General features: G+C 30.4%; 18 protein-coding genes. 12 read left to right on the top strand and 6 right to left on the bottom strand.

The genetic code is table 11. The features are described 5' to 3' along the window. The first annotated feature begins 387 nt into the window (after window positions 1-387). The 8 genes from ACKF5P_RS03615 to ltrA (ACKF5P_RS03650) all read left to right on the top strand — a co-directional run bounded on the left by ACKF5P_RS03615 (window position 388) and on the right by ltrA (ACKF5P_RS03650) (window position 15,186). Complete coding sequence (locus ACKF5P_RS03615; RefSeq protein WP_408954771.1) at window positions 388-1,587, top strand: IS91 family transposase; 1,200 nt, start codon at window positions 388-390, stop codon at window positions 1,585-1,587. Window positions 1,588-2,514: 927 nt separating this feature from the next. After that, window positions 2,515-3,996, top strand: coding sequence for a group II intron reverse transcriptase/maturase (gene ltrA, locus ACKF5P_RS03620; RefSeq protein WP_408956126.1), 1,482 nt, complete (start codon window positions 2,515-2,517; stop codon window positions 3,994-3,996). A gap of 133 nt (window positions 3,997-4,129) precedes the next feature. Then, a complete protein-coding gene (locus tag ACKF5P_RS03625) occupies window positions 4,130-5,701 on the top strand; it encodes a hypothetical protein (RefSeq protein ID WP_408956127.1) in 1,572 nt (523 codons plus the stop codon). A 762-nt stretch (window positions 5,702-6,463) separates the two neighbouring features. After that, window positions 6,464-7,945, top strand: a complete 1,482-nt coding sequence (ltrA, locus tag ACKF5P_RS03630) for a group II intron reverse transcriptase/maturase (RefSeq protein ID WP_408956128.1) — start codon at window positions 6,464-6,466, stop codon at window positions 7,943-7,945. A gap of 229 nt (window positions 7,946-8,174) precedes the next feature. After that, the gene (locus ACKF5P_RS03635) at window positions 8,175-9,182 is read left to right on the top strand and encodes a hypothetical protein (RefSeq protein WP_408956129.1); all 1,008 of its coding nucleotides are present in this window, start codon (window positions 8,175-8,177) and stop codon (window positions 9,180-9,182) included. A gap of 4 nt (window positions 9,183-9,186) precedes the next feature. Then, the gene (locus ACKF5P_RS03640; RefSeq protein ID WP_408956130.1) at window positions 9,187-9,621 is read left to right on the top strand and encodes a hypothetical protein; all 435 of its coding nucleotides are present in this window, start codon (window positions 9,187-9,189) and stop codon (window positions 9,619-9,621) included. A 20-nt stretch (window positions 9,622-9,641) separates the two neighbouring features. Then, window positions 9,642-12,839, top strand: coding sequence for a tetratricopeptide repeat protein (locus ACKF5P_RS03645; protein ID WP_408956131.1), 3,198 nt, complete (start codon window positions 9,642-9,644; stop codon window positions 12,837-12,839). Window positions 12,840-13,704: 865 nt separating this feature from the next. Continuing rightward, window positions 13,705-15,186, top strand: coding sequence for a group II intron reverse transcriptase/maturase (gene ltrA / locus ACKF5P_RS03650; RefSeq protein WP_408956132.1), 1,482 nt, complete (start codon window positions 13,705-13,707; stop codon window positions 15,184-15,186). A 183-nt stretch (window positions 15,187-15,369) separates the two neighbouring features. Here ltrA (ACKF5P_RS03650) and ACKF5P_RS03655 read toward each other — a convergent pair whose 3' ends face one another. Together ACKF5P_RS03655 and ACKF5P_RS03660 are read right to left on the bottom strand one after the other, a co-directional pair. Next, a complete protein-coding gene (locus ACKF5P_RS03655) occupies window positions 15,370-15,966 on the bottom strand; it encodes a Fic/DOC family protein (RefSeq protein ID WP_408956133.1) in 597 nt (198 codons plus the stop codon). Then, on the bottom strand, window positions 15,963-16,145 hold the full coding sequence (locus ACKF5P_RS03660; protein ID WP_408956134.1) for an antitoxin VbhA family protein: 183 nt from the start codon (window positions 16,143-16,145) through the stop codon (window positions 15,963-15,965). The genes ACKF5P_RS03655 and ACKF5P_RS03660 overlap by 4 nt, the downstream gene beginning before the upstream one ends. A gap of 422 nt (window positions 16,146-16,567) precedes the next feature. On the opposite strand from ACKF5P_RS03660, the gene ACKF5P_RS03665 reads away from it, so the two are divergent. After that, window positions 16,568-17,653 carry a Fic family protein gene (locus ACKF5P_RS03665; protein WP_408956135.1) on the top strand — a complete coding sequence of 362 codons (1,086 nt, stop codon included), beginning with the start codon at window positions 16,568-16,570 and terminating at the stop codon, window positions 17,651-17,653. A gap of 134 nt (window positions 17,654-17,787) precedes the next feature. Further along, window positions 17,788-18,987: an IS91 family transposase gene (locus tag ACKF5P_RS03670; protein WP_408956136.1), complete on the top strand. Its 1,200-nt coding sequence runs from the start codon at window positions 17,788-17,790 to the stop codon at window positions 18,985-18,987. 1,324 nt (window positions 18,988-20,311) lie between these two features. Here ACKF5P_RS03670 and ACKF5P_RS03675 read toward each other — a convergent pair. The 3 genes from ACKF5P_RS03675 to ACKF5P_RS03685 form a co-directional block, all read right to left on the bottom strand. Beyond that, complete coding sequence (locus ACKF5P_RS03675; RefSeq protein ID WP_408956137.1) at window positions 20,312-20,704, bottom strand: type II toxin-antitoxin system death-on-curing family toxin; 393 nt, start codon at window positions 20,702-20,704, stop codon at window positions 20,312-20,314. Continuing rightward, window positions 20,701-20,925 carry an AbrB/MazE/SpoVT family DNA-binding domain-containing protein gene (locus tag ACKF5P_RS03680; RefSeq protein WP_248625090.1) on the bottom strand — a complete coding sequence of 75 codons (225 nt, stop codon included), beginning with the start codon at window positions 20,923-20,925 and terminating at the stop codon, window positions 20,701-20,703. The genes ACKF5P_RS03675 and ACKF5P_RS03680 overlap by 4 nt, the downstream gene beginning before the upstream one ends. A gap of 345 nt (window positions 20,926-21,270) precedes the next feature. Continuing rightward, on the bottom strand, window positions 21,271-21,726 hold the full coding sequence (locus ACKF5P_RS03685; RefSeq protein ID WP_408956138.1) for a cupin domain-containing protein: 456 nt from the start codon (window positions 21,724-21,726) through the stop codon (window positions 21,271-21,273). Between the two features lie 449 nt (window positions 21,727-22,175). Here ACKF5P_RS03685 and ACKF5P_RS03690 point away from each other — a divergent pair, with 449 nt between their 5' ends. Continuing rightward, a complete protein-coding gene (locus ACKF5P_RS03690) occupies window positions 22,176-24,092 on the top strand; it encodes a methyl-accepting chemotaxis protein (protein WP_408956139.1) in 1,917 nt (638 codons plus the stop codon). 220 nt (window positions 24,093-24,312) lie between these two features. Next, entirely contained in the window at window positions 24,313-26,223 is a 1,911-nt protein-coding gene (locus ACKF5P_RS03695; RefSeq protein ID WP_408956140.1) for a methyl-accepting chemotaxis protein, read from the top strand. A 77-nt stretch (window positions 26,224-26,300) separates the two neighbouring features. Here ACKF5P_RS03695 and ACKF5P_RS03700 read toward each other — a convergent pair whose 3' ends face one another. After that, on the bottom strand, window positions 26,301-26,522 hold the full coding sequence (locus ACKF5P_RS03700) for a PspC domain-containing protein (protein ID WP_408956141.1): 222 nt from the start codon (window positions 26,520-26,522) through the stop codon (window positions 26,301-26,303). Window positions 26,523-26,619: the final 97 nt, after the last annotated feature.

Below are 26,619 nucleotides of genomic sequence, written 5' to 3' on the forward strand. Positions count from 1 at the left end.
TTTTTGTAAAAGATTTAAGAAAATTATTAGAAATAGTTAATTTATAGAGTTAAAGAATTATAGTTTAGATTAATTAAAAAATGAAAAAAGAAAACCATAAGATATATTGGACTGGATAAGAGTTAAAAGAAAATTCCATAGCAACACACAGGAGCTCAGCACTTCATATAACAAGAAGTTTAACAACATCTAAGTGCGAAATAAAATGAAGCATGAAAAGAACTTATAAAAGTGTTTAGAGATAAGTTGAGCTAATTTTTTTAATGAGACGTCGTGAAACTCTTAATATCGTTATATTAAATGCTTCGCATAGAGAATAAGGAAGGATTTTTTCGGGAACGATATTATGTAGTTTTCTCGAAAAAGTTTTTTCAGGAGTGATATAAAATGGCTGCGATACAAGATATCTTTACAAAATATTATAACCAATGCGAAAAAGAGTATGCACTAGCAAATCACGCAAGAAAAGCAGCTTGGAACATAATTAATTGCCGAACAGAAGCAATGGGAGGACACATTCAAAAATGTCCGGACGGTCATTTTTATAGAGTTTGGTATAATTCCTGTAAGCACAGATCATGTCCTCAATGTACAGGGATGCAAAAGGAAGAATGGAAAAGAAAGCAAACAGCTAAGGTTCTAGATACCCACCATCATCATGCAGTTTTTACTATACCTCATGAATTAAATGAGTTGTGGTTGTTGAATCCTAAGAAGATAACAGGAATATTATTTAAAAGTGTAAAAGAAGCATTATTTAATATGTTATCTAACAAGAAATTCTTAGGAGCAACTCCGGGAATGATAGCTACATTACAAACTTGGGGAGAAAATTTAGCCTTTCACCCTCACCTACATTGCCTAATAACAGGTGGTGGAGTTACGAAGGCAGAGAACTGGAAAGAAAGCAAAGAGAATTATTTATTACCAGTACAAGAATTAATGAAAGTATTTAGAGGCAAGTTTTTAGATGAAATACATAATACAGTTTATAATGGAGAAATGGAGATACCATCAAACAAGAACTATTATGAAACCCATGAAATGCTAAGAAAAGAAAGAAAAAAAGATTGGAATGTAAATATAGATCGAGAAGCTGTTTATGGAAATGGAGTAATAAAATATCTTGGGGATTATATAAAAGGTGGCCCAATATCTAATAGAAGGATAATTTTTTATAATGAAAAAGAAGTTAAGTTTTATTATAAAGATAATAAAGATGGTAGGAAGAGAAAGATAATGACTCTTAGAACAGAAGAGTTTATCCGTAGATTTTTATTACATGTACCAAGGCCTCATTTGAAAGTAGTAAGACATTATGGACTATATGCTAGCTGTAAAAAAGAAGAGTTGAATAGGTGTAGGAAGCTGTTAGGACAAGATGAAGTAAAAGATATAGAAAATTTAAAGTGGCAAGATTATTGTGAAAGTGAAGGAAAAAATGATAAATCAATCTGCCCTGAATGTGGAAAGAAACTAATCAAAGGTCAAGAATTTAAATCAGGGAGCTTAGCTCTTTTATTGATTATATTAGGAAAGAAATTAAGTGATGGTTTAATCTTAAAAGATAGAGAATTAATAGCATAAGAGAAATAGCTGGGTAACAGTTGTTACTCTAACATTGAGTTTTTTGTAAAAGATTTAAGAAAATTATTAGAAATAGTTAATTTATAGAGTTAAAGAATTATAGTTTAGATTAATTAAAAAATGAAAAAAGAAAACCATAAGATATATTGGACTGGATAAGAGTTAAAAGAAAATTCCATAGCAACACACAGGAGCTCAGCACTTCATATAACAAGAAGTTTAACAACATCTAAGTGCGAAATAAAATGAAGCATGAAAAGAACTTATAAAAGTGTTTAGAGATAAGTTGAGCTAATTTTTTTAATGAGACGTCGTGAAACTCTTAATATCGTTATACGCCAGTGCGACCAGCCCTTGAAATAACAGGGGTTAAGCTATATCTTAGGCTGTCTAAATTGAGAGATTTTTGGACTACCTATTCTATTTGAGGTAATCCTATTTACGGGTGCATCACTGATAACGGTTTTGTGCTAAGCCGTAAAGACAATGTGAAATAGACTGCTAGCCTTAAAGCAGATGATTGCTAGGGTAAATATACTGTTAAGATTAAATTAATTGAACTGCTGAAAGCTTCGTCAAACGTGAATAGTGAAATTAGGCTGATACACTATAACCAAAAGGTGAGAGATGGGGTCAAGTAAGTTTTCGTATTGCTTGACAAATAGACCAATATCTTCGGAGTAAAGGCAGAATCTAAGACAGTATGAATTGGCTAAGATATAGAACTGGGAAACCTCAATGAGTTCCTGATAACATCAGGTAGGTCAAAAGAAAGGGATACAATACTCAGTGGGAATGGGAAAAAGGGAAAAAGCAAAGGCTATCTGGTAATGAGATAGATAGGGGTTCAAGATTTGCCCTACTCTGAAAGGAGGCAGACTTCCTAGAAGGTAATCTAAGGCAGGAAAGGACTGAAACTTTATGAATATGGCAAGCCAAATAACTCATTATGAGTGGGCGACCATAGATCAACAAGAAGCAAAACTCAGATGGGAAGAAATAGTCTGGGGGTCTGTGAGAAGGAAGGTTAATAAACTTCAATCCCGAATAGCCAGAGCAATAACTGAAGGTAAAGATAATTTAGCTAAAAAGTTAGGGTATCTTTTAACAAAGTCATACTTTGCAAAGTTATTATCAGTAAGAAAAGTAACAACGAACAAGGGCAAAAAGACAGCAGGTATAGATAATGAACTGTGGTCAACCTCTGCTAGTAAGTATAAAAATGCTTTAAAGTTGAGGAAAAAAGGATATAGAGCAAAACCATTAAAGCGAATATATATTCCCAAATCAACTGGGAAGGAAAGACCTCTTGGAATACCTACAATGTTTGATAGGTCAATGCAGTCAGTTTATGCAATGGCACTAGATCCAATAGCTGAAAGTAAGGCAGATAGGGTATCTTTTGGCTTTAGAAAATACAGGAGTTGTAATGATGTTAAAGAGTACTTATTTAAGCTACTGGGAAAGAAAATATCAGGCAAATGGGTCTTAGAAGGAGATATAAGAGGTTGCTTTGATAATATAAGTCACAAATGGATTGAAGATAATATACCGATAGATAAACAGGTATTAAGGGAGTTTCTAAAGTCAGGTTTTGTTTATAAGAAAGAACTTTTTCCTACAAAAAAAGGAACGCCACAAGGTGGAGTGATCTCTCCTATACTAGCCAATATGACTTTGGATGGCTTAGAAATGTTACTAAAACAAGAGTATTGGACTAACAAACATGGGACAATCAATAGAAAATATAACAGAGAGAATAAAATAAATTTAGTAAGGTATGCTGATGATTTTGTGGTTACAGCCACAAATAGAGAGGTATTGTTAGAAGTAAAAGAACTGATAGCAGGCTTCTTAAAAGAAAGAGGGTTAGAATTATCAAGAGAGAAAACTAAAATCACGCATATCAATGATGGATTTGACTTTTTAGGGTGGAATTTTAGAAAGTATAAAGGCAAATTGATAATTAAGCCTTCAAAGAAATCCTATAAATCTATCATAAATGAGATAAGAGAAGTAATTAAAAAGCATAAAACAATAAAACAAGGTGCATTAATCAAGAAAGTAAATTCAAAGATTATAGGCTGGTGTAATTATCATAGGAGTGCTTGTTCTAAGAAAAGCTTTCAAAGCTTAGATAGAGATGTTTTCAAAGCCTTGTGGAATTGGGCAAAGAGAAGACATCCTAATAAGCCAAATAAATGGCTAAAGAAAAAGTACTGGCGATCAAATGAAACCAGTGACTGGATATTCTCAGATGGTGATGTAAAATTGAAGTTTGCAAGTGATATAAAGATAGTAAGGCATAGATTGATTAAGTTTGTTGCTAACCTTTATCTGCAGGAGTATGATAAATATTATCTTAAAAGAAAATTAAAGCTAAATAGATCTGAGGTTATTGTTTGCTAGTCCGAAGGCTAGTTTAGAGAGCTTGAGCCGTATGAATTGAAAGGTTCAAGTACGGTTCTGATGGGGGAAAGGAGCTGTAAGGCTCCCGACCTACCAGACTACTTAATTTTAGTTTTATTGGGAGGAAAATTTAATGAATTCATCTTTGATTTTATCTTTAGTAGGTATTATGATTTCGCTATATACTATTGCTAATGAATCTAAAAAAAGAAATATTAGATTTAAATTTTCTATCATATCATACATCTTATTAATTTTAATGATAGGATCATTTTTTATTTCAATTATTTTTGAAGGTTATTTTAAAATTAAACAAAATGAGATGGTATTTGATTTTATTGGTTTTAATTTAATTTATAGTTATTGGTATTCTATGCTTGGCTTATTGCTATTAATTTTAATATCTGGTTACTTTGCTTACCTTATTTTTAATAATAAAATAAAAAAAGAAATAGAATTCATAAAAAGTTTAAGGAAAAATTTTAATAATGATCAAATTGGATTGATTATTGCTGATTTAGATTTATTTTTCCAAAATTTAATGAAAAAATATTTACCAAACGGGAGAAAAGCTGAAGAAAATAACACAGTACGTATTTTAAAGAATGAAGAACCTTTATCTAAAAGTAAAATATTAAAAAATAAAATTTACAATTTATGGAATACAAATAAAATAAAGTTTTCATCAGAATTTAATAGCTTATTTTCTGATTTATTAAAAAATAATTTATTTATTAGTAAGCTTATAAAAGAAAGTCCATATTTAGGAGCAAAGATAATAAATAGTAATATAAAAACAAGATTAAAAAAAGAATTTGTAGAAGATTTTTTAAAGGAATTATTATTGGATAATGAGAGTGTTCTTTATACACAGATTAAGAATAATCAAAATTTATATCAATTGTCGAGGTATAGGATATATTCTGAAAATTATTTATTATATGCTTTGTTTAGTAACATAAAAATTGCAAATGAACTTGAAGTTTGGAAACCTATTGGTGAAGGAGCAATAGAATATATCCAAAATACAAATAATAATGTAGAAAAATCTTTTGTGGTTGACTATGAAGAAAAATGTTTTGAATCTCCTGTTTTTGTTGCTATTAGATTTTTTGATATTATGGTGAAAGAGGCATTAGTTAATAATTTTTCTTCAACTATGCATTTGCATTATTATCATCACTTCACTGATAATATTGTTAAAAATATAGAATATCCAGATGAAAAAAAAGGAGAATTTGCTAATTTATATGAGTATTATTTATATGTTATTTTTGATAATTATAGAAACTGGATAAAGTTTATTTTTCAAAATGATGTTGATTATAAAATAAGCCTTAAGCGTGTAAATAATGAATATGAAGGTGGAAACATAATCAAAAATTCTATTATTTCTATGACAGAATCGATGGATAGCATAGCAAATAGTAAAATAAGAGAAAAATTTAAGAAATATCTTTTTAATATATCTATAAAGTTATACTGCGATTTAATGTTAGATTTTAATGAACAAGCTGAAAAATATGGACAAGTATTATTAAGGTGTGTGATTAGTAAAATTAATAAATGGGATGGGAAAAATATAAAATTACAAGACGTATTATTGAATACTCTAGAAGATTTTGATAGGATTCCAATAGTTTTTAAAAATAATGGAAAAGATGTTTTAGAAGAGTTTGAAAATCAAATTCAGTCTAATAGTTAAAATTTTGAAATATATACTTATAGTATGAAATGCCGTACGTCAGATAACACATGGTTAGCGGCATCTGATTGAGGTGCATAAATGGGGGTTGGGACTAGCTTATGAAATTCAGGTTTTTAAAATTAGGTTTTAATGGATTACCGTGACGCCGCGAACCCTGGAAACGTTATCTGAAAGTGCGACCAGCCCTTGAAATAACAGGGGTTAAGCTATATCTTAGGCTGTCTAAATTGAGAGATTTTTGGACTACCTATTCTATTTGAGGTAATCCTATTTACGGGTGCATCACTGATAACGGTTTTGTGCTAAGCCGTAAAGACAATGTGAAATAGACTGCTAGCCTTAAAGCAGATGATTGCTAGGGTAAATATACTGTTAAGATTAAATTAATTGAACTGCTGAAAGCTTCGTCAAACGTGAATAGTGAAATTAGGCTGATACACTATAACCAAAAGGTGAGAGATGGGGTCAAGTAAGTTTTCGTATTGCTTGACAAATAGACCAATATCTTCGGAGTAAAGGCAGAATCTAAGACAGTATGAATTGGCTAAGATATAGAACTGGGAAACCTCAATGAGTTCCTGATAACATCAGGTAGGTCAAAAGAAAGGGATACAATACTCAGTGGGAATGGGAAAAAGGGAAAAAGCAAAGGCTATCTGGTAATGAGATAGATAGGGGTTCAAGATTTGCCCTACTCTGAAAGGAGGCAGACTTCCTAGAAGGTAATCTAAGGCAGGAAAGGACTGAAACTTTATGAATATGGCAAGCCAAATAACTCATTATGAGTGGGCGACCATAGATCAACAAGAAGCAAAACTCAGATGGGAAGAAATAGTCTGGGGGTCTGTGAGAAGGAAGGTTAATAAACTTCAATCCCGAATAGCCAGAGCAATAACTGAAGGTAAAGATAATTTAGCTAAAAAGTTAGGGTATCTTTTAACAAAGTCATACTTTGCAAAGTTATTATCAGTAAGAAAAGTAACAACGAACAAGGGCAAAAAGACAGCAGGTATAGATAATGAACTGTGGTTAACCTCTGCTAGTAAGTATAAAAATGCTTTAAAGTTGAGGAAAAAAGGATATAGAGCAAAACCATTAAAGCGAATATATATTCCCAAATCAACTGGGAAGGAAAGACCTCTTGGAATACCTACAATGTTTGATAGGTCAATGCAGTCAGTTTATGCAATGGCACTAGATCCAATAGCTGAAAGTAAGGCAGATAGGGTATCTTTTGGCTTTAGAAAATACAGGAGTTGTAATGATGTTAAAGAGTACTTATTTAAGCTACTGGGAAAGAAAATATCAGGCAAATGGGTCTTAGAAGGAGATATAAGAGGTTGCTTTGATAATATAAGTCACAAATGGATTGAAGATAATATACCGATAGATAAACAGGTATTAAGGGAGTTTCTAAAGTCAGGTTTTGTTTATAAGAAAGAACTTTTTCCTACAAAAAAAGGAACGCCACAAGGTGGAGTGATCTCTCCTATACTAGCCAATATGACTTTGGATGGCTTGGAAATGTTACTAAAACAAGAGTATTGGACTAACAAACATGGGACAATCAATAGAAAATATAACAGAGAGAATAAAATAAATTTAGTAAGGTATGCTGATGATTTTGTGGTTACAGCCACAAATAGAGAGGTATTGTTAGAAGTAAAAGAACTGATAGCAGGCTTCTTAAAAGAAAGAGGGTTAGAATTATCAAGAGAGAAAACTAAAATCGCGCATATCAATGATGGATTTGACTTTTTAGGGTGGAATTTTAGAAAGTATAAAGGCAAATTGATAATTAAGCCTTCAAAGAAATCCTATAAATCTATCATAAATGAGATAAGAGAAGTAATTAAAAAGCATAAAACAATAAAACAAGGTGCATTAATCAAGAAAGTAAATTCAAAGATTATAGGTTGGTGTAATTATCATAGGAGTGCTTGTTCTAAGAAAAGCTTTCAAAGCTTAGATAGAGATGTTTTCAAAGCCTTGTGGAATTGGGCAAAGAGAAGACATCCTAATAAGCCAAATAAATGGCTAAAGAAAAAGTACTGGCGATCAAATGAAACTAGTGACTGGATATTCTCAGATGGTGATGTAAAATTGAAGTTTGCAAGTGATATAAAGATAGTAAGGCATAGATTGATTAAGTTTGTTGCTAACCCTTATCTGCAGGAGTATGATAAATATTATCTTAAAAGAAAATTAAAGCTAAATAGATCTGAGGTTATTGTTTGCTAGTCCGAAGGCTAGTTTAGAGAGCTTGAGCCGTATGAATTGAAAGGTTCAAGTACGGTTCTGATGGGGGAAAGGAGCTGTAAGGCTCCCAACCTACCAGACTCCTTAAAATATGAATAATAATATATTGGTTGTTTAGTTTCTTGTTTTTAATGGAATAATATAGTATTATTTATATAAGGATTGTTAATTTATAGTTAATAGTTAGTGGAATAGAGGAGGAATCTAACAGATGTCTATAGAGAATGAAATTTTTGGATTTGAGTATGGTGTAAAACCAAATGTAATGGTACTAGGTGATATTGAATTCCCTACTAAATTTAGACAAGCAAATATTCTTGGAATAGGCTATTGTATGCCTAAAAATATTCTAGATAATCTTCCAACTGAGATTACATTAATATTTCAAAATGAAAGTTTAGGTAAGGAAGCTATGCAACACTTACTAGATTGGGTAGAAAGTTCTAATGGCGATGGTGATGCAGTAGGATTAGACTTTATTGAACATAAAAAAGGAGGATACACTCTGTGTATTTACCCAGAAATAGACAGATTAATAGATAGATGCATCCCTAGTTATTTACGAGAATGGATAACCCCTTTGGTTACTGATTGTGTTTATTTTAAATCTATTGAAAATTTAAGTGAATATTATCGTTTATTTAAAAAAACAGTTAAGAAAAGAGGGTCATTTACTTTGTGTTCAGGGACTGTGAATAATAAATTTGATAATACAAATATAATAAAAAAGGAAGTTAATTTTTATCAAGAAGATAATATTCCGAAGAATTCAATTTTAAAGACTTATAATTGTAATAGTACAGAAGATAAGGAGAGAATGATTGATATAGACAAGCATAATTTTAATAAAGAACAGTTAAAAGATGTTGAAGTAAATAGAATTAAAAATTTAAAATACTTTTTTCCAATAACTTATGAAAAAATAAAGAAACAGGATTTTTTAAAGGAAGCTATAAATAATTTATTAAAGGATTATTCAGAATCTCAAATAATACAAGCAGTTTGTAATTTAGTATTATTTTATAGGTTAAAGAAGAGAGAATCAATAGAAGATTTATTTGAGGAAGAAAATTATCATTTAAATATATTAGAGTATTTATTAAATGAGGTTGAAGATTTTAATAGCTATTTCCCATCAGAAGATTATTTAGATGAAAAAATAATTCGTAAACAAATAAAATTAGATACTAACGAAATGAAAAAATTAACTAAGGAGTGATAGTATGGAGACTGAGGTTAGTACATTATCAGCTTTTATTAATTGGGTAGGGGTTTGTGCAGGGGCTGGAATAATAGGCAATATAGCATTTTATAGTGTTGAAGGTTTAAAGAACTCATTTGTTAATAAATTTAATAAATATTTTAATTCTTCAAAGGAGGCAGAGGAATATTTAGAGGATATATCTAATAAATCAGCTATAAATGTAAATAAGCCATATAGAGATATTGAGGATATATATGAAAATACTACAGAGAAAAAATTACCTCAAGAATTTGTTAATGAATTAAAATCATGGGTAAAGGAAAATGAAGAAGATATTAAAAAATTAGTTAATCAATCTCAAGAGTCTAATATTTTAAATATTAAGGAGCAAAAAGCAGAAAGGGATATCAATAATGTTCAAGGAGTTCAGATAGTAAATAATTCTAAAGAATAGAAAATTACAGGTGATTATATATGGATTGTATTAAAGAACAAAGTGCAGAAAGAGATATTAATAATGTAAATGGCACTCAGATTATTATTGAAAATGTTAATTTAAATGAAAATGTTAAAGATAAAATTAATAAGGTTGAATCAATAAACTATCTAAACTTATTACAGAATTCTTTTAAAAATAAGAAAATTGTTTTTAGAAAAAGTATATTAGAAGAAATATTTAATTTTATTAATAAAGAAAAGTATCTAGTTATTTATGGAGAACCTGGTATAGGAAAAACATGTATATTAAATCAGGTTTCTAAAAAATGTGAATCTATTTATATTTCTTTAAAGGAAAAATCTACTTTAGAAGTTTTACAATATTTAATAAATAAGATTTTGTTAGATAAAGGTGATATAGGAATAAAAATAAAAAGCGAAGATGAAGCTTTCTCTAGATTTGAGGTTCTTTTACAAAGTACTAATAAGTTATTTTTGCTAGATGATTGTGAACAAAATATTAGATTAATAAATAAGTTATTAGCTAGAGAAGGTTTTGAAAATAAATTTATTTTTGCTTCTCGAAATAAAAATATTAAATCTAATTCTTCAATTAGCAAATATGAAATAAAACCTTTCTCTAAAGGTGAGGTCAAAAAATTTTTACAGGTTAATAATATAGAGGTTAATAGTATTAAAGTATTAGAATTACTAGAAGCATCTAAAGGAAATCCGTTATATTTATTTTTCTTTTCCAAATATCAAATTTATCCTCTTCCTAATGGACTTGAAGATTATCAAGAGGCTTTATGGTTAAGTTTAAATGAGATTCAACGAAATATTTTAATTATCATTTCTATTCCATTATTTCCTATTGAATTTGAAGTACTATATAAAGCAATAAGTGAAGTTGGTCAAAAAGAATTATCACCTTTGAAAGTTTCTTCAGAAGTTGATGAAATTTCTACATTAATTAAAATAAGTGATGGATTTTATGAACTGTTTCACCCTGTTTTTGATGAGTTTATAAATGATTTATTAATTGACAAAGGACTAATGACCTATTATAAAACAAAACTTGGAAATATATTTTTAGATAGAGAAGATTACATTGAAGCAATTAATTTATTATTAGACTTAGAAGATGAAAAAATAAAACCTTATCTATTTTCAATACTTCCTTTACTTGAACAGTGGGGATTATGGGAATTTGGAATTAAAGTTTTAAATAAAAGTATAAATTTATATAATGATGATTTTACAAAAGGTTATTCTTATTATCATTTAAGTAATTTTTATAGATTGAGTAATAATAAATCTAAAGCAGAGAGCAGTACTGAACTTGCTATTAAATATGCAAATAGAACTCAAGATAACAATTTATTAATATCTGCAAAAATGTGGAAAGCTATGGATTTAGCGTATGATTTAAATGAAAAAGAGGCTTTATTAATTGTAAATGAGATAGAAGATAGTATGTCTGATAGTGATGATGAAATAAAAGCTATGTTATTAGCTAACTTATCAAATATTTATATAAAACTAATGAAATTTGAAAAAGGTGCTAAAGTCGCTAAACAATCTTATATTATTTCAGAATCATTAGGAGACTACAAAGGTTTAAAAGTTAGTTTAACAAATTTAACTTCTTGTTTAGTAGAATTATATAAATTAGATTTAGCAATCGAATATGCTAATATACTACTGGATTTAGCAAAAAATAATAATGAAATTATCTTAGAAGCAGTAGTATTAAATACTCTTACTCTTTGTTATAGGAGAAAAGGAATAACTGATGAAGCAAAAAAAGCTTGCAATAGAGCAATAGAGATTTGTAATAAATTCAAACAAAAAGATAGATTAGCCATGAATTTGATAAACTTAGGGAATGTATATAGAGATGAAGATGATTATAATAATGCAGAAAAATATTATAAAGAAGGATATTTATTTGCTAAGGAAATAGGATTTATAAAAATAGAAGGACAAGCGTTGGAACTATTAGCTAATATTTATATTGCTAAAGAAGATTATGAGAAAGCTACTAGTTTTGCTGAAGAAGCAATAGAAAAGAATATTGAAATAGGAAATAATTATAGAGTTGCTGAGTCTTTTATTGAAAAAGCTAAAGTTAAGAAACTAGTTGCTTTGGATAAAGACAGTGCATTAGCATATGAAAATGCAAGTAAGTATTATCAAAAGGGAGGTTTTTGGGATAAGGCTTTATCTTCATTGGCTGAATCATGTAGACTCTGGGATAGCTTAAAGCAAAAAGGTAAAGTAAATAAAATTATAGATAAGTTGTTTATAATAGCAAAAAATACAGGTAATTATGAAGGGTTAGTAAATTTAATTCAAGGATTCACCAATACTTTAACACATCAAGATATTTGTTGTAAAATAAGAGAAATTATTACGCTTGTAGTTTTCGATGAAAAGTCTAATATAGTATTATCTTTTCTTGAGTTTATTTCTTATTGTAAAGAGAATGGATCACAATTATGTATTAATACTTATAGGGATATAAATAAGTTATTAATTGAAAATCTAAAGGAAAGAGAACAAATAGCTAATTTATTGGCTATAAGTATAGAACAGTCAAACTATTTAATTAATGAAGATTTGTTAGCACTTTATATAGATAAGTTACAAGAAAAATTAGAAAACTTTTATTATAGAAAAACGATAGATGATATGGTTATTTTTACGTTTTCTTTAACAAATAAAGTAATGTTTCAAATAAAAGCATTTAGTAATTTAATAGAAGTTAAACTAGCATTATTTTTGATGTTAATAATAATATTTAATCAAGAATTATTCTTTAGCAAAATAGATAAATTAAGAGAAGCCAATTATACTATATCTATTATTAATGAAGAAGAGGTTAGAGAACATGTACAAGATATTTCTGAAAGCTATTTTGAACAAGGAATTCCAGTAGTATTTTTAGGTAGAAATGATTTTGATATTTTTCAACCAATAATAATAAGTAACAATTATGAAAGTATGTCATGTTTTCAAAAAAATGAAAGTACAAAGGTTATTATTTGGTTTTTAACTAATTTATATCAAAGTATTTATGGTCATTTTTCACATATACAAATAGATGAGTTAGACTTAAAAGAGGCTAGGTGGCTTGCTGAAACTATATTGCAGTATGATAATGTTGAACATGATTGGCAAGTAAATAATATTAATGATATTATGGTAAATAACCATAATATATCAAATTAAACATCAATCATTTTTTACATTGAGAAAAAATAATTTTTAAGTTCTGTATAATATGCAGGACTTATTTGTTATTTATAAAGATAACAAAACTATAGAAAATATTCCATAGTGATAATAATATGTTTTTATCTATTCTAGGACTTCAGATAACAGCAGATTCACAACATCCCAGTCGATGAGTATATATGAAGGCTGGGATGAATTACATAATTTTTAGTTTTAATTAGAGGTTAGTAGCATAAATGGGGACGTCGTGAATCTGTGGGACGTTATACGCCAGTGCGACCAGCCCTTGAAATAACAGGGGTTAAGCTATATCTTAGGCTGTCTAAATTGAGAGATTTTTGGACTACCTATTCTATTTGAGGTAATCCTATTTACGGGTGCATCACTGATAACGGTTTTGTGCTAAGCCGTAAAGACAATGTGAAATAGACTGCTAGCCTTAAAGCAGATGATTGCTAGGGTAAATATACTGTTAAGATTAAATTAATTGAACTGCTGAAAGCTTCGTCAAACGTGAATAGTGAAATTAGGCTGATACACTATAACCAAAAGGTGAGAGATGGGGTCAAGTAAGTTTTCGTATTGCTTGACAAATAGACCAATATCTTCGGAGTAAAGGCAGAATCTAAGACAGTATGAATTGGCTAAGATATAGAACTGGGAAACCTCAATGAGTTCCTGATAACATCAGGTAGGTCAAAAGAAAGGGATACAATACTCAGTGGGAATGGGAAAAAGGGAAAAAGCAAAGGCTATCTGGTAATGAGATAGATAGGGGTTCAAGATTTGCCCTACTCTGAAAGGAGGCAGACTTCCTAGAAGGTAATCTAAGGCAGGAAAGGACTGAAACTTTATGAATATGGCAAGCCAAATAACTCATTATGAGTGGGCGACCATAGATCAACAAGAAGCAAAACTCAGATGGGAAGAAATAGTCTGGGGGTCTGTGAGAAGGAAGGTTAATAAACTTCAATCCCGAATAGCCAGAGCAATAACTGAAGGTAAAGATAATTTAGCTAAAAAGTTAGGGTATCTTTTAACAAAGTCATACTTTGCAAAGTTATTATCAGTAAGAAAAGTAACAACGAATAAGGGCAAAAAGACAGCAGGTATAGATAATGAACTGTGGTCAACCTCTGCTAGTAAGTATAAAAATGCTTTAAAGTTGAGGAAAAAAGGATATAGAGCAAAACCATTAAAGCGAATATATATTCCCAAATCAACTAGGAAGGAAAGACCTCTTGGAATACCTACAATGTTTGATAGGTCAATGCAGTCAGTTTATGCAATGGCACTAGATCCAATAGCTGAAAGTAAGGCAGATAGGGTATCTTTTGGCTTTAGAAAATACAGGAGTTGTAATGATGTTAAAGAGTACTTATTTAAGCTACTGGGAAAGAAAATATCAGGCAAATGGGTCTTAGAAGGAGATATAAGAGGTTGCTTTGATAATATAAGTCACAAATGGATTGAAGATAATATACCGATAGATAAACAGGTATTAAGGGAGTTTCTAAAGTCAGGTTTTGTTTATAAGAAAGAACTTTTTTCTACAAAAAAAGGAACGCCACAAGGTGGAGTGATCTCTCCTATACTAGCCAATATGACTTTGGATGGCTTGGAAATGTTACTAAAACAAGAGTATTGGACTAACAAATATGGGACAATCAATAGAAAATATAACAGAGAGAATAAAATAAATTTAGTAAGGTATGCTGATGATTTTGTGGTTACAGCCACAAATAGAGAGGTATTGTTAGAAGTAAAAGAACTGATAGCAGGCTTCTTAAAAGAAAGAGGGTTAGAATTATCAAGAGAGAAAACTAAAATCACGCATATCAATGATGGATTTGACTTTTTAGGGTGGAATTTTAGAAAGTATAAAGGCAAATTGATAATTAAGCCTTCAAAGAAATCCTATAAATCTATCATAAATGAGATAAGAGAAGTAATTAAAAAGCATAAAACAATAAAACAAGGTGCATTAATCAAGAAAGTAAATTCAAAGATTATAGGCTGGTGTAATTATCATAGGAGTGCTTGTTCTAAGAAAAGCTTTCAAAGCTTAGATAGAGATGTTTTCAAAGCCTTGTGGAATTGGGCAAAGAGAAGACATCCTAATAAGCCAAATAAATGGCTAAAGAAAAAGTACTGGCGATCAAATGAAACTAGTGACTGGATATTCTCAGATGGTGATGTAAAATTGAAGTTTGCAAGTGATATAAAGATAGTAAGGCATAGATTGATTAAGTTTGTTGCTAACCCTTATCTGCAGGAGTATGATAAATATTATCTTAAAAGAAAATTAAAGCTAAATAGATCTGAGGTTATTGTTTGCTAGTCCGAAGGCTAGTTTAGAGAGCTTGAGCCGTATGAATTGAAAGGTTCAAGTACGGTTCTGATGGGGGAAAGGAGCTGTAAGGCTCCCGACCTACCAGACTTCACTTTTGTATAAGCATTTGTCTTTTTAGCATATTAGGGTAAAATAGAAAAAGATGACATAGAAACTATGCCACCAAAGTTATTAAGATTTAATAGCTTTTTTTATACATTTGCTGAGAGGTTCAGTATTAAATACAGATTTTACTGAAGCATTAAAAAGTTCACCTCTATTTATAGAATTCCATTTTAGTTTATAATCACACTTTAAAGCTAAACATCTTATAAATTCTCGGATGCAACGACCATTACCATCTCTAAAAGGATGAATAATATTTAATTCTGCCATATAATATGAAGTTCTTTCAGCAAATTCGTTAATAGTAGTTTCTAATAAAAAGTTTTCCTCTTTTAATTCTTTAAATAATTTAATAGCATTAGGAACTATATATTGGGATTTGGCAAAATGAGTATTACCTTTGATTATATCTTCTTCTCTTATTTTACCAGCAAATTCGTATAAATCTTGAAAGATATAATAATGAATTTTTTTTAAATGTTCTAGATCAAAGTCGCCTGGTATAGGTTCTGCTTGCAACTCTAATAATCGTTGAGCTGAGTATAAAGAGTCTGCTTCTTCTAATAACTCTTTATCTTTAATATTGAGTTTATTTATTAAAACATCTGTATTCGGATAACAATATTTAGAATTATCAGAGCCGTATTTTGAAGAAGGTGTCATTGTTTTAACTGCCTACTTTTAATATATTTTGTTATATTTTCTATTGCTTCTTGACTAGTTATTTGTCCTTTAAGATATTTTTCACCATTTATAATGTTTAACTTGTTTATATTTAGATTTTCAATAGCTAATGTTGCTTTAACATTTTCTATCGATTCTTTTATTTCTTTATTAGTCATCGACTTCATATACACCAATCCTTTCAATTTATTTAATATATAAGCTGTTGCTTAATATTATTATATTACTTTTGGGTTAATAAATCAAAATATTATAAAAGAAAAGGTAAGTTGATTTTAAATTAAATAATTTGTTTGAGGATAGGGGGAACTTCGGATAACATGAGCTTAAACGACATCCAGTTGTGGTGCATAAATGAGGCTTGAGACTGACTTATGAAATTAATTAGCATTAAATAAAGTTGCATTTCAATAAGGGGACGTCGTGAAGCTCAGGAACGTTATCTGACATATCATCTTAAACCATTTCAAAACTCTTTTTTTATTTTCAATTATGTATTTTATTAAAATAATTGATTATAATAATAACATGTATTATAATAATAGTATGAAATTGAAAATAAAAAGGAGATGATTTTAATATGAAACCATTTGAACCATTAAGGTTACCAATAGAAGATCAGATAAATCGATTAGAGTTTTATGATGAGTTAATTTCTGCTAATACAAGTGTAGGTAAATTTCAGGTGATGTTAAAGAAATCAAAAATAAATGAAGATTTTCTTATTACCCCTTTGAGTTTACAAGAAGCACTTCAGTCAACTAAGATTGAGGGTACACAAGTTACATTTGATGAAGTATTAGAATTTGATATTGATAAAAAAGAAAAAAATGATGATGCTCAAGAAGTATTAAATTACTATGAAGCTTTACAATATGGTAAACAGGCTTTATCTAGATTACCTATTTCAACACGTATGTTTAAAGAACTTCATCAGATATTATTAAGTGGTGGAGTAAGAGGAGAAAGTAGAGCACCAGGTGAATATCGTTCTATACAAAATTTTATAGGTCCAGAAGGTTGTACTATGAAAACAGCAACTTTTGTACCACCAGAGCCACAGTCAGTAGATTTATGTATGTCTAATCTAGAAAAATATATAAATGAACCTAAAGATAGTTTACATCCTTTAGTTAGAATTGCAATTATTCATGCTCAATTTGAAACTATTCACCCATTTTTAGATGGAAATGGTAGGATAGGTCGTATTTTAATTCCGTTATATTTATATGATGTTGAGTTAATTGATTCTCCTAATTTATTTATAAGTGAAACGTTGGAAAAAGATAAGCACAAATATTATAGATTACTTAATAGAACAAGATTAGAAGATGGTTGGAATGAATGGATAAAGTTTTTCTTAGAAAGTGTAAATAAACAGGCATTGAAGAATATTAATATTGTTGATGAGATTGATAAGCTTTATGATAAAGATTTAGAGAAGACAATGAATTTAATTAATAGTACTAATGTAGTAGATTTAATCAAGAGTATGTTCCAAAGACCTATTTTTGATGCAAAGACAATAAGTGCATTAGCAGGAATTCCAGATTCTACTTGCAGAAGATATCTGTCTATTTTAGAAGAAGAGAGAATTATATATTCTGATAATAAGGTTAGAAATAGAAAGTACTACTATTACAATCTACTTGATTTATTACGTTAAATAAGTTCAAAAGCAGATGATACGTCAGATAACAGCAGTTATATTAAATGCTTCGCATAGGGAATAAGGAAGGATTTTTTCGGGAACGATATTATGTAGTTTTCTCGAAAAAGTTTTTTCAGGAGTGATATAAAATGGCTGCGATACAAGATATCTTTACAAAATATTATAACCAATGCGAAAAAGAGTATGCACTAGCAAATCACGCAAGAAAAGCAGCTTGGAACATAATTAATTGCCGAACAGAAGCAATGGGAGGACACATTCAAAAATGTCCGGACGGTCATTTTTATAGAGTTTGGTATAATTCCTGTAAGCACAGATCATGTCCTCAATGTACAGGGATGCAAAAGGAAGAATGGAAAAGAAAGCAAACAGCTAAGGTTCTAGATACCCACCATCATCATGCAGTTTTTACTATACCTCATGAATTAAATGAGTTGTGGTTGTTGAATCCTAAGAAGATAACAGGAATATTATTTAAAAGTGTAAAAGAAGCATTATTTAATATGTTATCTAACAAGAAATTCTTAGGAGCAACCCCGGGAATGATAGCTACATTACAAACTTGGGGAGAAAATTTAGCCTTTCACCCTCACCTACATTGCCTAATAACAGGTGGTGGAGTTACGAAGGCAGAGAACTGGAAAGAAAGCAAAGAGAATTATTTATTACCAGTACAAGAATTAATGAAAGTATTTAGAGGCAAGTTTTTAGATGAAATACATAATACAGTTTATAATGGAGAAATGGAGATACCATCAAACAAGAACTATTATGAAACCCATGAAATGCTAAGAAAAGAAAGAAAAAAAGATTGGAATGTAAATATAGATCGAGAAGCTGTTTATGGAAATGGAGTAATAAAATATCTTGGGGATTATATAAAAGGTGGCCCAATATCTAATAGAAGAATAATTTTTTATAATGAAAAAGAAGTTAAGTTTTATTATAAAGATAATAAAGATGGTAGGAAGAGAAAGATAATGACTCTTAGAACAGAAGAGTTTATCCGTAGATTTTTATTACATGTACCAAGGCCTCATTTGAAAGTAGTAAGACATTATGGACTATATGCTAGCTGTAAAAAAGAAGGGTTGAATAGGTGTAGGAAGCTGTTAGGACAAGATGGAGTAAAAGATATAGAAAATTTAAAGTGGCAAGATTATTGTGAAAGTGAAGGAAAAAATGATAAATCAATCTGCCCTGAATGTGGAAAGAAACTAATCAAAGGTCAAGAATTTAAATCAGGGAGCTTAGCTCTTTTATTGATTATATTAGGAAAGAAATTAAGTGATGATTTAATCTTAAAAGATAGAGAATTAATAGCATAAGAGAAATAGCTGGGTAACAATTGTTACTCTAACATTGAGTTTTTTGTAAAAGATTTAAGAAAATTATTAGAAATAGTTAATTTATAGAGTTAAAGAATTATAGTTTAGATTAATTAAAAAATGAAAAAAGAAAACCATAAGATATATTGGACTGGATAAGAGTTAAAAGAAAATTCCATAGCAACACACAGGAGCTCAGCACTTCATATAACAAGAAGTTTAACAACATCTAAGTGCGAAATAAAATGAAGCATGAAAAGAACTTATAAAAGTGTTTAGAGATAAGTTGAGCTAATTTTTTTAATGAGACGTCGTGAAACTCTTAATATCGATTAACGACATCCCAGCTATGAGCATGAATTAAGGCTGGGATTACTTATATCAGATTGTATTTTTAACTTGAAGTTAGGAGCATTAATAGGGACGTCGTAAACCCTCGGGACGTTATGTGAAAGTGCGACCAGCCCTTGAAATAACAGGGGTTAAGCTATATCTTAGGCTGTCTAAGTCTAATGAAAATTAGACCTTTGGACTATCTATTCTATTTGAAATAATCCTACTTACGGGTGCATTACTGGTAACGGTTTTGTGCTAAGCCGTAAGGACAATGTGAAATAGACTGTTAGCCTTAAAACAGATGATTGCTAGGGTAAATATACTGTTAAGATTAAATTAATTGAATTACCGAAAGCTTCGTCAAACGTGAATAGTGAAATTAGGCTGGTACACTATGACCAAAAGGTGTGAGATGGGGTCAGGTAAGTTGTCGTATTGCTTGACAAATAGACCAATATCTTCGGAGTAAAGGTAAAATCTAAGACAGTATGAATTGGCTAAGGTATAAAATTGGGAAAACCCAATGAGTTCCTGATAATATCAGGTAGGTCAAAAGATTGTCGTGATACAATACTTAGTGGGCATAAGAGATTGGAAAAAGCGAAGGCTATCTTGTAATGAGATAGATAGGGGTTCAAAATTTGCCCCACTCTGAAAGGAGGCAGACTTCCTAAAAGGTGGTTTAAGGCTGGAAGGAATAAGAACTTTGTGAATGTGGCAAGCCAAATAACTCTTTAGTGAGTGGGCGACCGCAGACAATTAAAGTTAACAGACTCATATTCTGAAAGGTCAGATAGTATAGAAATATACTATTGCCAATCCGAAGGTTGGTAAGTAACTGCTTGAGCTGTGTGACGGGAAACTGTCACGCACAGTTCTGATGGGGGAAAGGCGGGGCGACCCGCTTACCTACCAGATTTTTGCTAAGTGAAATTAAAAATAATTTCAAAAAGAAAAGACCTTGATATTTAGTTTAAATACCAAGGGGTTAAATAGAATTAGTATTTTGTTGTAACCATTTTGTAAGCTCTTCTTTTGATATTTCGCTAGATGAAAGAGCGATTATTATTTTATAAGTTTCTTTTTCAGAAGCAGTTATTTCATAACCATTTTTTTGTAGAAATGTATCCATTGAAACAAGTGCAATACGTTTATTTCCATCTATAAAAGGGTGGTTTTTGCATAGATGGAAACCATAAGCTGATGCCATTTTAACTATTGAATTATGCAAATAAGATTCATCAAAAGTTGCCTTTGGTTGTTCAAGGGCTGAATCTAATAATTCTTCATCTCTTATGCCTGTACTTCCTCCATAAAGTTGAATAATTTGTTCATGAAAATGTAAAATTATTTGTTTTGGAATAAAAATAATACCTTTCATTCTGCTAATGCCTTTAATGTGTTTTTATATTTTTCATTAGTCTTTTTAAAAGATTCAGTCCATTCTTCAAAATCTGGGTCATAAGGAGTTAAGGTAAATCCATCATTTTCTTCAATGACATGCAGTTCTTCTCCTTCTTTTAATTGGTATTTTTCCATTAGTTCTTTAGGAATAGTAAAACCATAACTATTTCCAACTTTACGTAGTTTTATAGTTTTCATAAATATCACCTCGCTTATATTATAACATTTGTATTACATATTATGCAATACAAATAAAAAAGTAATTAAATATTAGAAGGTAATCAGAAAAAGAGGGGAGCAAAACTTCATATAACAGAGGTTTAGCCACTTTTAACTGATGTGAATAGATTAGAGACGAACTGACTTATGTGAGGATTGGATTGCTTGAAATGAGGTTGCCAAGCATTAGTGAGACATCGCGAAACCTCAGGATGTCTCATAAATGCCTATATGGTTATATAAAAAATATGTTTATTTCAACTATATCTTGTCTAATTAAACTTATACAAACTTTTAGATATGCTCATATTAGTAAAAGTTTTATTATCCACTGTATTCTTCAGCATCTTCTTTAGTTTCATGAACTGTACCACGTGGATGCTCAGGTGGAGCATAAATAGAGTATAATTTAAGTGGTGTACGACCTGTATTGATTACATTGTGCCATTTACCAGCAGGGATAAATATTGCATAGCCATTATAGAATCTCTCTTGAAAATCTAACTGATCTCTTCTATCTCCCATCAGAACAGTTCCTTGCCCTCTTTCAATACGTATGAATTGATCGTGGTCATCATGAACTTCTAGACCTATGTCATCACCAGGATTGATGCTCATCAAGGTAAGTTGCAAATATTCTCCTGTCCATAAAGCGATACGGAAAAAATCATTTTGTTTAGTAGCCGCTGCAATATTAATTACAAAGGGAGATGGTCCATAATCCTTTAACCTAATAAGTCTTTTTGGATGACGTGGGTCAATTACATAATCATCACTCATGTTGTTCATTCCTTTCGTAGTTTTTTTTATTATATGTTATATGCTTAGGATAGGTTCTTAGATCCATAGAAAAAGAATCAGTTTTTACTTCTCTAATAAAAACAACCCTTGAGGGCTATTTTATTTGTTGTTATAATTTTCAATTACTTTTCTAATCCTTAAAAAGGGCCCTAAGCGACTATTTATAACAGAGTATAGTAATGTCTAAAATGCTTTTAGTTTCAAAAATGCATATTCATCTCTAATGGAGAAATTAGTGAGTATTATCAACAAAAATTTTAGTTTGAATTAAAGGAAACTACAGAAGAATGTAGAAGATAAAGCATAAGGTTATTGGAAATTAAATAAAATTGAAGTATTAGATAGTAATGAAAGAAAATATTGTTGTTTTATTGAAATATTTATCGCAAGAGATTTAAAAAACTTGGAGTGTTGGGGAGGTTAAAAATATGTTTAATTTAATTAAGAAAAATTTAAAAAGGAAGATAATGCTTTGTTTTCTAGTAATGTTAGCAATTAATATTTGTTTCAGTTCTTATCTGTTATTTATGGGGTATCGTTTTCAGTTGAGTAATTCAGAAATGAGTGCTTTCTTTTTGGTTAGCCTAATTTCATTGATTGTAGGTTTAGCTTTAATAAGACTGATTAATAGTCAGATAAGTAGTTTTTTGAGCAAGACTAAGACAGAGAATAATAAACTTCAAAAAACGGTTAAGAATTCAACAGATATGGCTCAAAAGATGGCAGATAATAGTAGTGAATTGCAAGAGCAGATTAATGATTGTTTTTCTAATATTAGACAACTCAATCAAGCCAACAATGAGGGGAATGAAGTAGTTAAAGAAGTAGTAACTACAATGAAAGGCTCAGCCAATGCTGTTGAAGAGATGGCAAGTACAGCCCAAGAGATGGCAGTTAATAGTAGTGAGTTGCAAGAGCAGATTAATGGCTGCTTTTCAAGTATTAGACAGCTTAATCGGGCCAACAATGAAGGAAATCAAGCAGTTAAAGAAGTAGTAACTACAATGAAAGGCTCGGCCAATGCTGTTGAAGAGATGGCAAATACAGCCCAAAGGATGGCAGATAATAGTAGTGAGTTGCAAGAGCAGATCAATGATTGTTTTTCTAATATTAGACAACTCAACCAAGCCAACAGTGAGGGTAGTAAAGCAGTTAAAGAAGTAATAACTACAATGCAAGAATCATCTAATGCTGTTGGAGAAATAGCACAGGAAATTGAAGAAGTAGCTACTGTCGTTGAGGATTTAGCGGGTAATGCTGAAAATGTACAGAGTGGAGCTGAAAGTTGTCTACAAGAAATGGAGAGTACTAATAATTTAATTAAGAAAGGTAGCGATATTGTAGATCAATCTATAACAGCAACTAATAGTCTACAAAATAAAGTTGACAAAGTTGATATAATTTCAGAATCGATCAAAGGGATAACTAAGCAGACTAATTTATTGTCATTGAATGCAGCAATTGAAGCAGCTAGAGCAGGAGAGCATGGTAAAGGCTTTGCAGTTGTAGCTGAAGAAATAAGGCAGCTAGCAGTAAAGAGTAATGATTCTACAATGAAGATCCAAAGCATTTTAAAAGAGATAAAAGATGAAGTTGATACGGTTCGTAACTTATTAATTAATGATTCTAATGAAAATGATACTGTTAATCAAGTATTTAAAGAGATTTTGGATGGTTCAGATGTAGTATACTCTCTAATGACAAATATGGTCAATTTATCAAATGACCAAGCGGCTCAAACTCAGGAGACAAGTGCTTCTGTTGAGGAAATTTCAGCAAATTCAGAAGAAATTGCTGCTCAAGTAGAGGAAGTACTTAGCCATATGGAGGGAGTATCTGAACAATTTGATGAAACGGTTGAAACTAGCAATCAATTAGATGAAGTAATTGATGCTATTGAAGATACTAACAATGAATTCAGTGTAGCTATTGGAGAACAAGCAGCAAATTCAGAGGAAGTTTCGGCTCAAGTAGAAGAAGTACTCAGCTATATGGAAGAGATATCTGAACAATTTGATGAAACGGTTGAAGTCAGTAATCAGTTAGATGAAGTAATCGATGCCATTGAAGGAAGTAATAATGAACTCGGTGCAGCTACCCAAGAACAAGCGGCAAACTCAGAAGAGGTTTCAGCTCAGGTGGAAAAAGCACTTATCTATATGGAGGAGATATCTGAACAATTTAGTGAGACAGTTGAAGTTAGTAATCAATTGGATGAAGTAATTGATACAATTGAAGATACTAATAATCAATTTAGTGCAGATATTCAAAAACAGACTATAAATGAAGAAGAAACTTTAGGGCTGTTAAATAAATTGACGGCTCAAATAAAACTACTTGGTTAAGAGTGTAAATTTCTCTTGATTCTAGATGCTTTCTTTCGGTCAGACCTTAGCCAGGTCTGGCTTTTTTATTTTTATCCTCCTGTAATTTTAACAATGAATAAACTGGCTAATTTAGTTGATTTATGTCGTAAAAACATATATAATAAAATTAATCTTTACAGTTTTTAACTGTTAATAATCATAGTAGAAGATTAAATCTTGATAAAATAGGAGGGTTTTAATGTTTTTACAAAATAAGTTAGAAGGTCTTAAGTCAATTAAGTTTAAAATTGTAGGGATACCAATTATTTTATTATTAATTGCTATTTTAGTCGTCAGTATTATAGCATTACAATTTATGAGAAGTAGCTCACTTGAGCAAAAGAGAGAAGAAGGTTATAATCTGAGTAATCAAATTATAGGCCAAATAGAAGATAATAACAATTCTTTAGAGACAGTAAATGAATTGCTAGAGGAGAATATTAAGAATACAGGAGATTTACTTTTGTCTAATCAGGATAATTTAAGCAATCAATATTTACAAGAGGTAGCAGATGATTTAGATGTTCATGAGATTAATTGGATTAGTAGTGAAGGTGAGGTAGTCTATTCTACTCATGGGTATGATGGAATTTCATTGCCAGAAGATCATGCTGCTTTAGATTTTATCTCAAGTGATGGAACATATTTTATGGAGGATATAAGACAAGATGTTCAGTCGGATAGCTATTTAAAGTATGGGTATGTAAAAAGTGAAAATGATGATCTTGTACAAGTTGGTATAAGTGCAGATGTTATAACTGATTTGAATGAAAGGTTTAGTTATCAAAACTTAGTAGAGAGGGTTGCTTCAAATGAAGATGTCGTTTATGCTCTCTTTATAAGTAATGATCTAGAAGCAGTAGCACATAGCAATACAGATAGAATAGGTATCGAGCTGACTGATGAAGGTAGTATAACAGCAGCAGTAGAGGGAGAGTTTTATGCCGATGAGTATTATTATGATGCAGCAGGTGTTGATGTTTATGATGTTTTATTACCTGTTGTGATAGATGGAGAACATATTGGTGCTATTAATCTAGGGTTTTCTATGGCTGAAATTTATTCGACAGTTACCCAAACTAGAGTAACAATAGGAATCATAGCTCTATTATTATTTATTATTCTTGCAACAATCTTATATAAGATATCTAATAGTATCAGTAAGCCTTTAGAGTTAACGGTAACTCAATGTGAAAAGATGGCACGTGGTGATTTTAGAGATGAGTTAGCAAAAGAGTGGACTGAAAGAGAAGATGAGATTGGAAAGTTAGCAAGGGGTTTTAATAAAATAAGCTCTTCTATGAAGGGGATTTTGAAGAATATAATCGATAACATTGAAGGGTTATCGGCTTATAGTGAGGAGTTATCCGCCTCTTCTGAAGAGGGGAATGCTACGATAGAAACTACTAATGATTTAATAAATGATGTGTCAGCTGGTATTCAACAGATTTCAGCTAGTGCTGAAGAGGTTACAGGCTTTTCTGAGGAAGCTTATTCACAAGCTGATATAGGTAGTCAAAATATTGAAAATGCAGTAAGTAGTATTAAAAAGATAAATAAAGAGGTTAAGGAAACTGTAGATGTGATTGAAGATCTAGATGCTACTTCTCAAGAAATAGAGCAGATAATCAGCTTAATTAATAATATAGCTGAACAAACTAATTTATTGGCCTTAAATGCTTCTATTGAGGCAGCAAGAGCTGGTGAGCATGGACAAGGTTTTGCTGTTGTAGCTGAAGAGATAAGACAATTAGCAGGTGAAACTGCTGAAGCAACAGAGAAGATTGCCGATTTAGTTATTAAAACTCAAAAGCAGTCTGGAAAAGGGATTAAAAAGGTTAAAGAGGTAGAAGAAAAGGCGAAAGAAGGTCAAGAAATAATAGAGGAAACAGGAAAGGTATTTAATGAGATTAATAGTTTAGTTCGAGAAACATCAAGTCAAATTGAACAGACTGCTAATGCAACTAATGAGTTGGCCCAAAGTAGCGATGAGATAACAAATGCAACAAATGATATAAGCAATATGTCTAATGAGATTTCTAATTCATCGCAGGAGCTAGCAGAGATGGCTCAGAACTTACAAAGGTTAGTAGAGCAGTTTAAGATTTAATTAGAAATGTAAATTTTAATATTATTTCAAAATAGTAAAATAGCCTCCTTAAAGTAATACTTTAAGGAGGCTATTTTTTATTTTATTTCTGTATAGTTATCATCAGGTGATTGGTCTTTTTTAGGTATTATTATCCAAGCAACAATATAGAGTAAAAAACCAGTTCCAAAGATTAATGTAAAAAATAGCCATAACAATCTAATTAAGCTTGGATCTAAATCAAAATATGTTGCAATCCCACTACAAACACCTGCTAACATTTTATCATTAATATTACGATATAATCTTTTATTAGCCATATAAATCCTCCTTACCTAATTACTAGGTAAATAAAACTTTTTGAGTTGTTTAATTATATATCATTTAATACTTCATGAGTAAGTATATTATCTGTTT

It is taken from the genome of Natroniella sp. ANB-PHB2, from assembly GCF_046097105.1.
Classification (GTDB): Bacteria; Bacillota; Halanaerobiia; order Halobacteroidales; family Halobacteroidaceae; genus Natroniella.

What these genes read in the sequence shown, in the direction of transcription:
- ACKF5P_RS03685 (WP_408956138.1), bottom strand. Translation starts at nt 21,726, where the DNA reads ATGAGTGATGATTATGTAATTGACCCACGTCATCCAAAAAGACTTATT.
- ACKF5P_RS03660 (WP_408956134.1), bottom strand. Translation starts at nt 16,145, where the DNA reads ATGACTAATAAAGAAATAAAAGAATCGATAGAAAATGTTAAAGCAACA.
- ACKF5P_RS03695 (WP_408956140.1), top strand. Translation starts at nt 24,313, where the DNA reads ATGTTTTTACAAAATAAGTTAGAAGGTCTTAAGTCAATTAAGTTTAAA.
- ACKF5P_RS03675 (WP_408956137.1), bottom strand. Translation starts at nt 20,704, where the DNA reads ATGAAAGGTATTATTTTTATTCCAAAACAAATAATTTTACATTTTCAT.
- ACKF5P_RS03655 (WP_408956133.1), bottom strand. Translation starts at nt 15,966, where the DNA reads ATGACACCTTCTTCAAAATACGGCTCTGATAATTCTAAATATTGTTAT.
- ACKF5P_RS03640 (WP_408956130.1), top strand. Translation starts at nt 9,187, where the DNA reads ATGGAGACTGAGGTTAGTACATTATCAGCTTTTATTAATTGGGTAGGG.
- ACKF5P_RS03670 (WP_408956136.1), top strand. Translation starts at nt 17,788, where the DNA reads ATGGCTGCGATACAAGATATCTTTACAAAATATTATAACCAATGCGAA.
- ltrA (WP_408956128.1), top strand. Translation starts at nt 6,464, where the DNA reads ATGGCAAGCCAAATAACTCATTATGAGTGGGCGACCATAGATCAACAA.
- ACKF5P_RS03680 (WP_248625090.1), bottom strand. Translation starts at nt 20,925, where the DNA reads ATGAAAACTATAAAACTACGTAAAGTTGGAAATAGTTATGGTTTTACT.
- ACKF5P_RS03665 (WP_408956135.1), top strand. Translation starts at nt 16,568, where the DNA reads ATGAAACCATTTGAACCATTAAGGTTACCAATAGAAGATCAGATAAAT.
- ltrA (WP_408956126.1), top strand. Translation starts at nt 2,515, where the DNA reads ATGGCAAGCCAAATAACTCATTATGAGTGGGCGACCATAGATCAACAA.
- ACKF5P_RS03625 (WP_408956127.1), top strand. Translation starts at nt 4,130, where the DNA reads ATGAATTCATCTTTGATTTTATCTTTAGTAGGTATTATGATTTCGCTA.
- ACKF5P_RS03615 (WP_408954771.1), top strand. Translation starts at nt 388, where the DNA reads ATGGCTGCGATACAAGATATCTTTACAAAATATTATAACCAATGCGAA.
- ACKF5P_RS03635 (WP_408956129.1), top strand. Translation starts at nt 8,175, where the DNA reads ATGTCTATAGAGAATGAAATTTTTGGATTTGAGTATGGTGTAAAACCA.
- ACKF5P_RS03645 (WP_408956131.1), top strand. Translation starts at nt 9,642, where the DNA reads ATGGATTGTATTAAAGAACAAAGTGCAGAAAGAGATATTAATAATGTA.
- ACKF5P_RS03690 (WP_408956139.1), top strand. Translation starts at nt 22,176, where the DNA reads ATGTTTAATTTAATTAAGAAAAATTTAAAAAGGAAGATAATGCTTTGT.
- ltrA (WP_408956132.1), top strand. Translation starts at nt 13,705, where the DNA reads ATGGCAAGCCAAATAACTCATTATGAGTGGGCGACCATAGATCAACAA.
- ACKF5P_RS03700 (WP_408956141.1), bottom strand. Translation starts at nt 26,522, where the DNA reads ATGGCTAATAAAAGATTATATCGTAATATTAATGATAAAATGTTAGCA.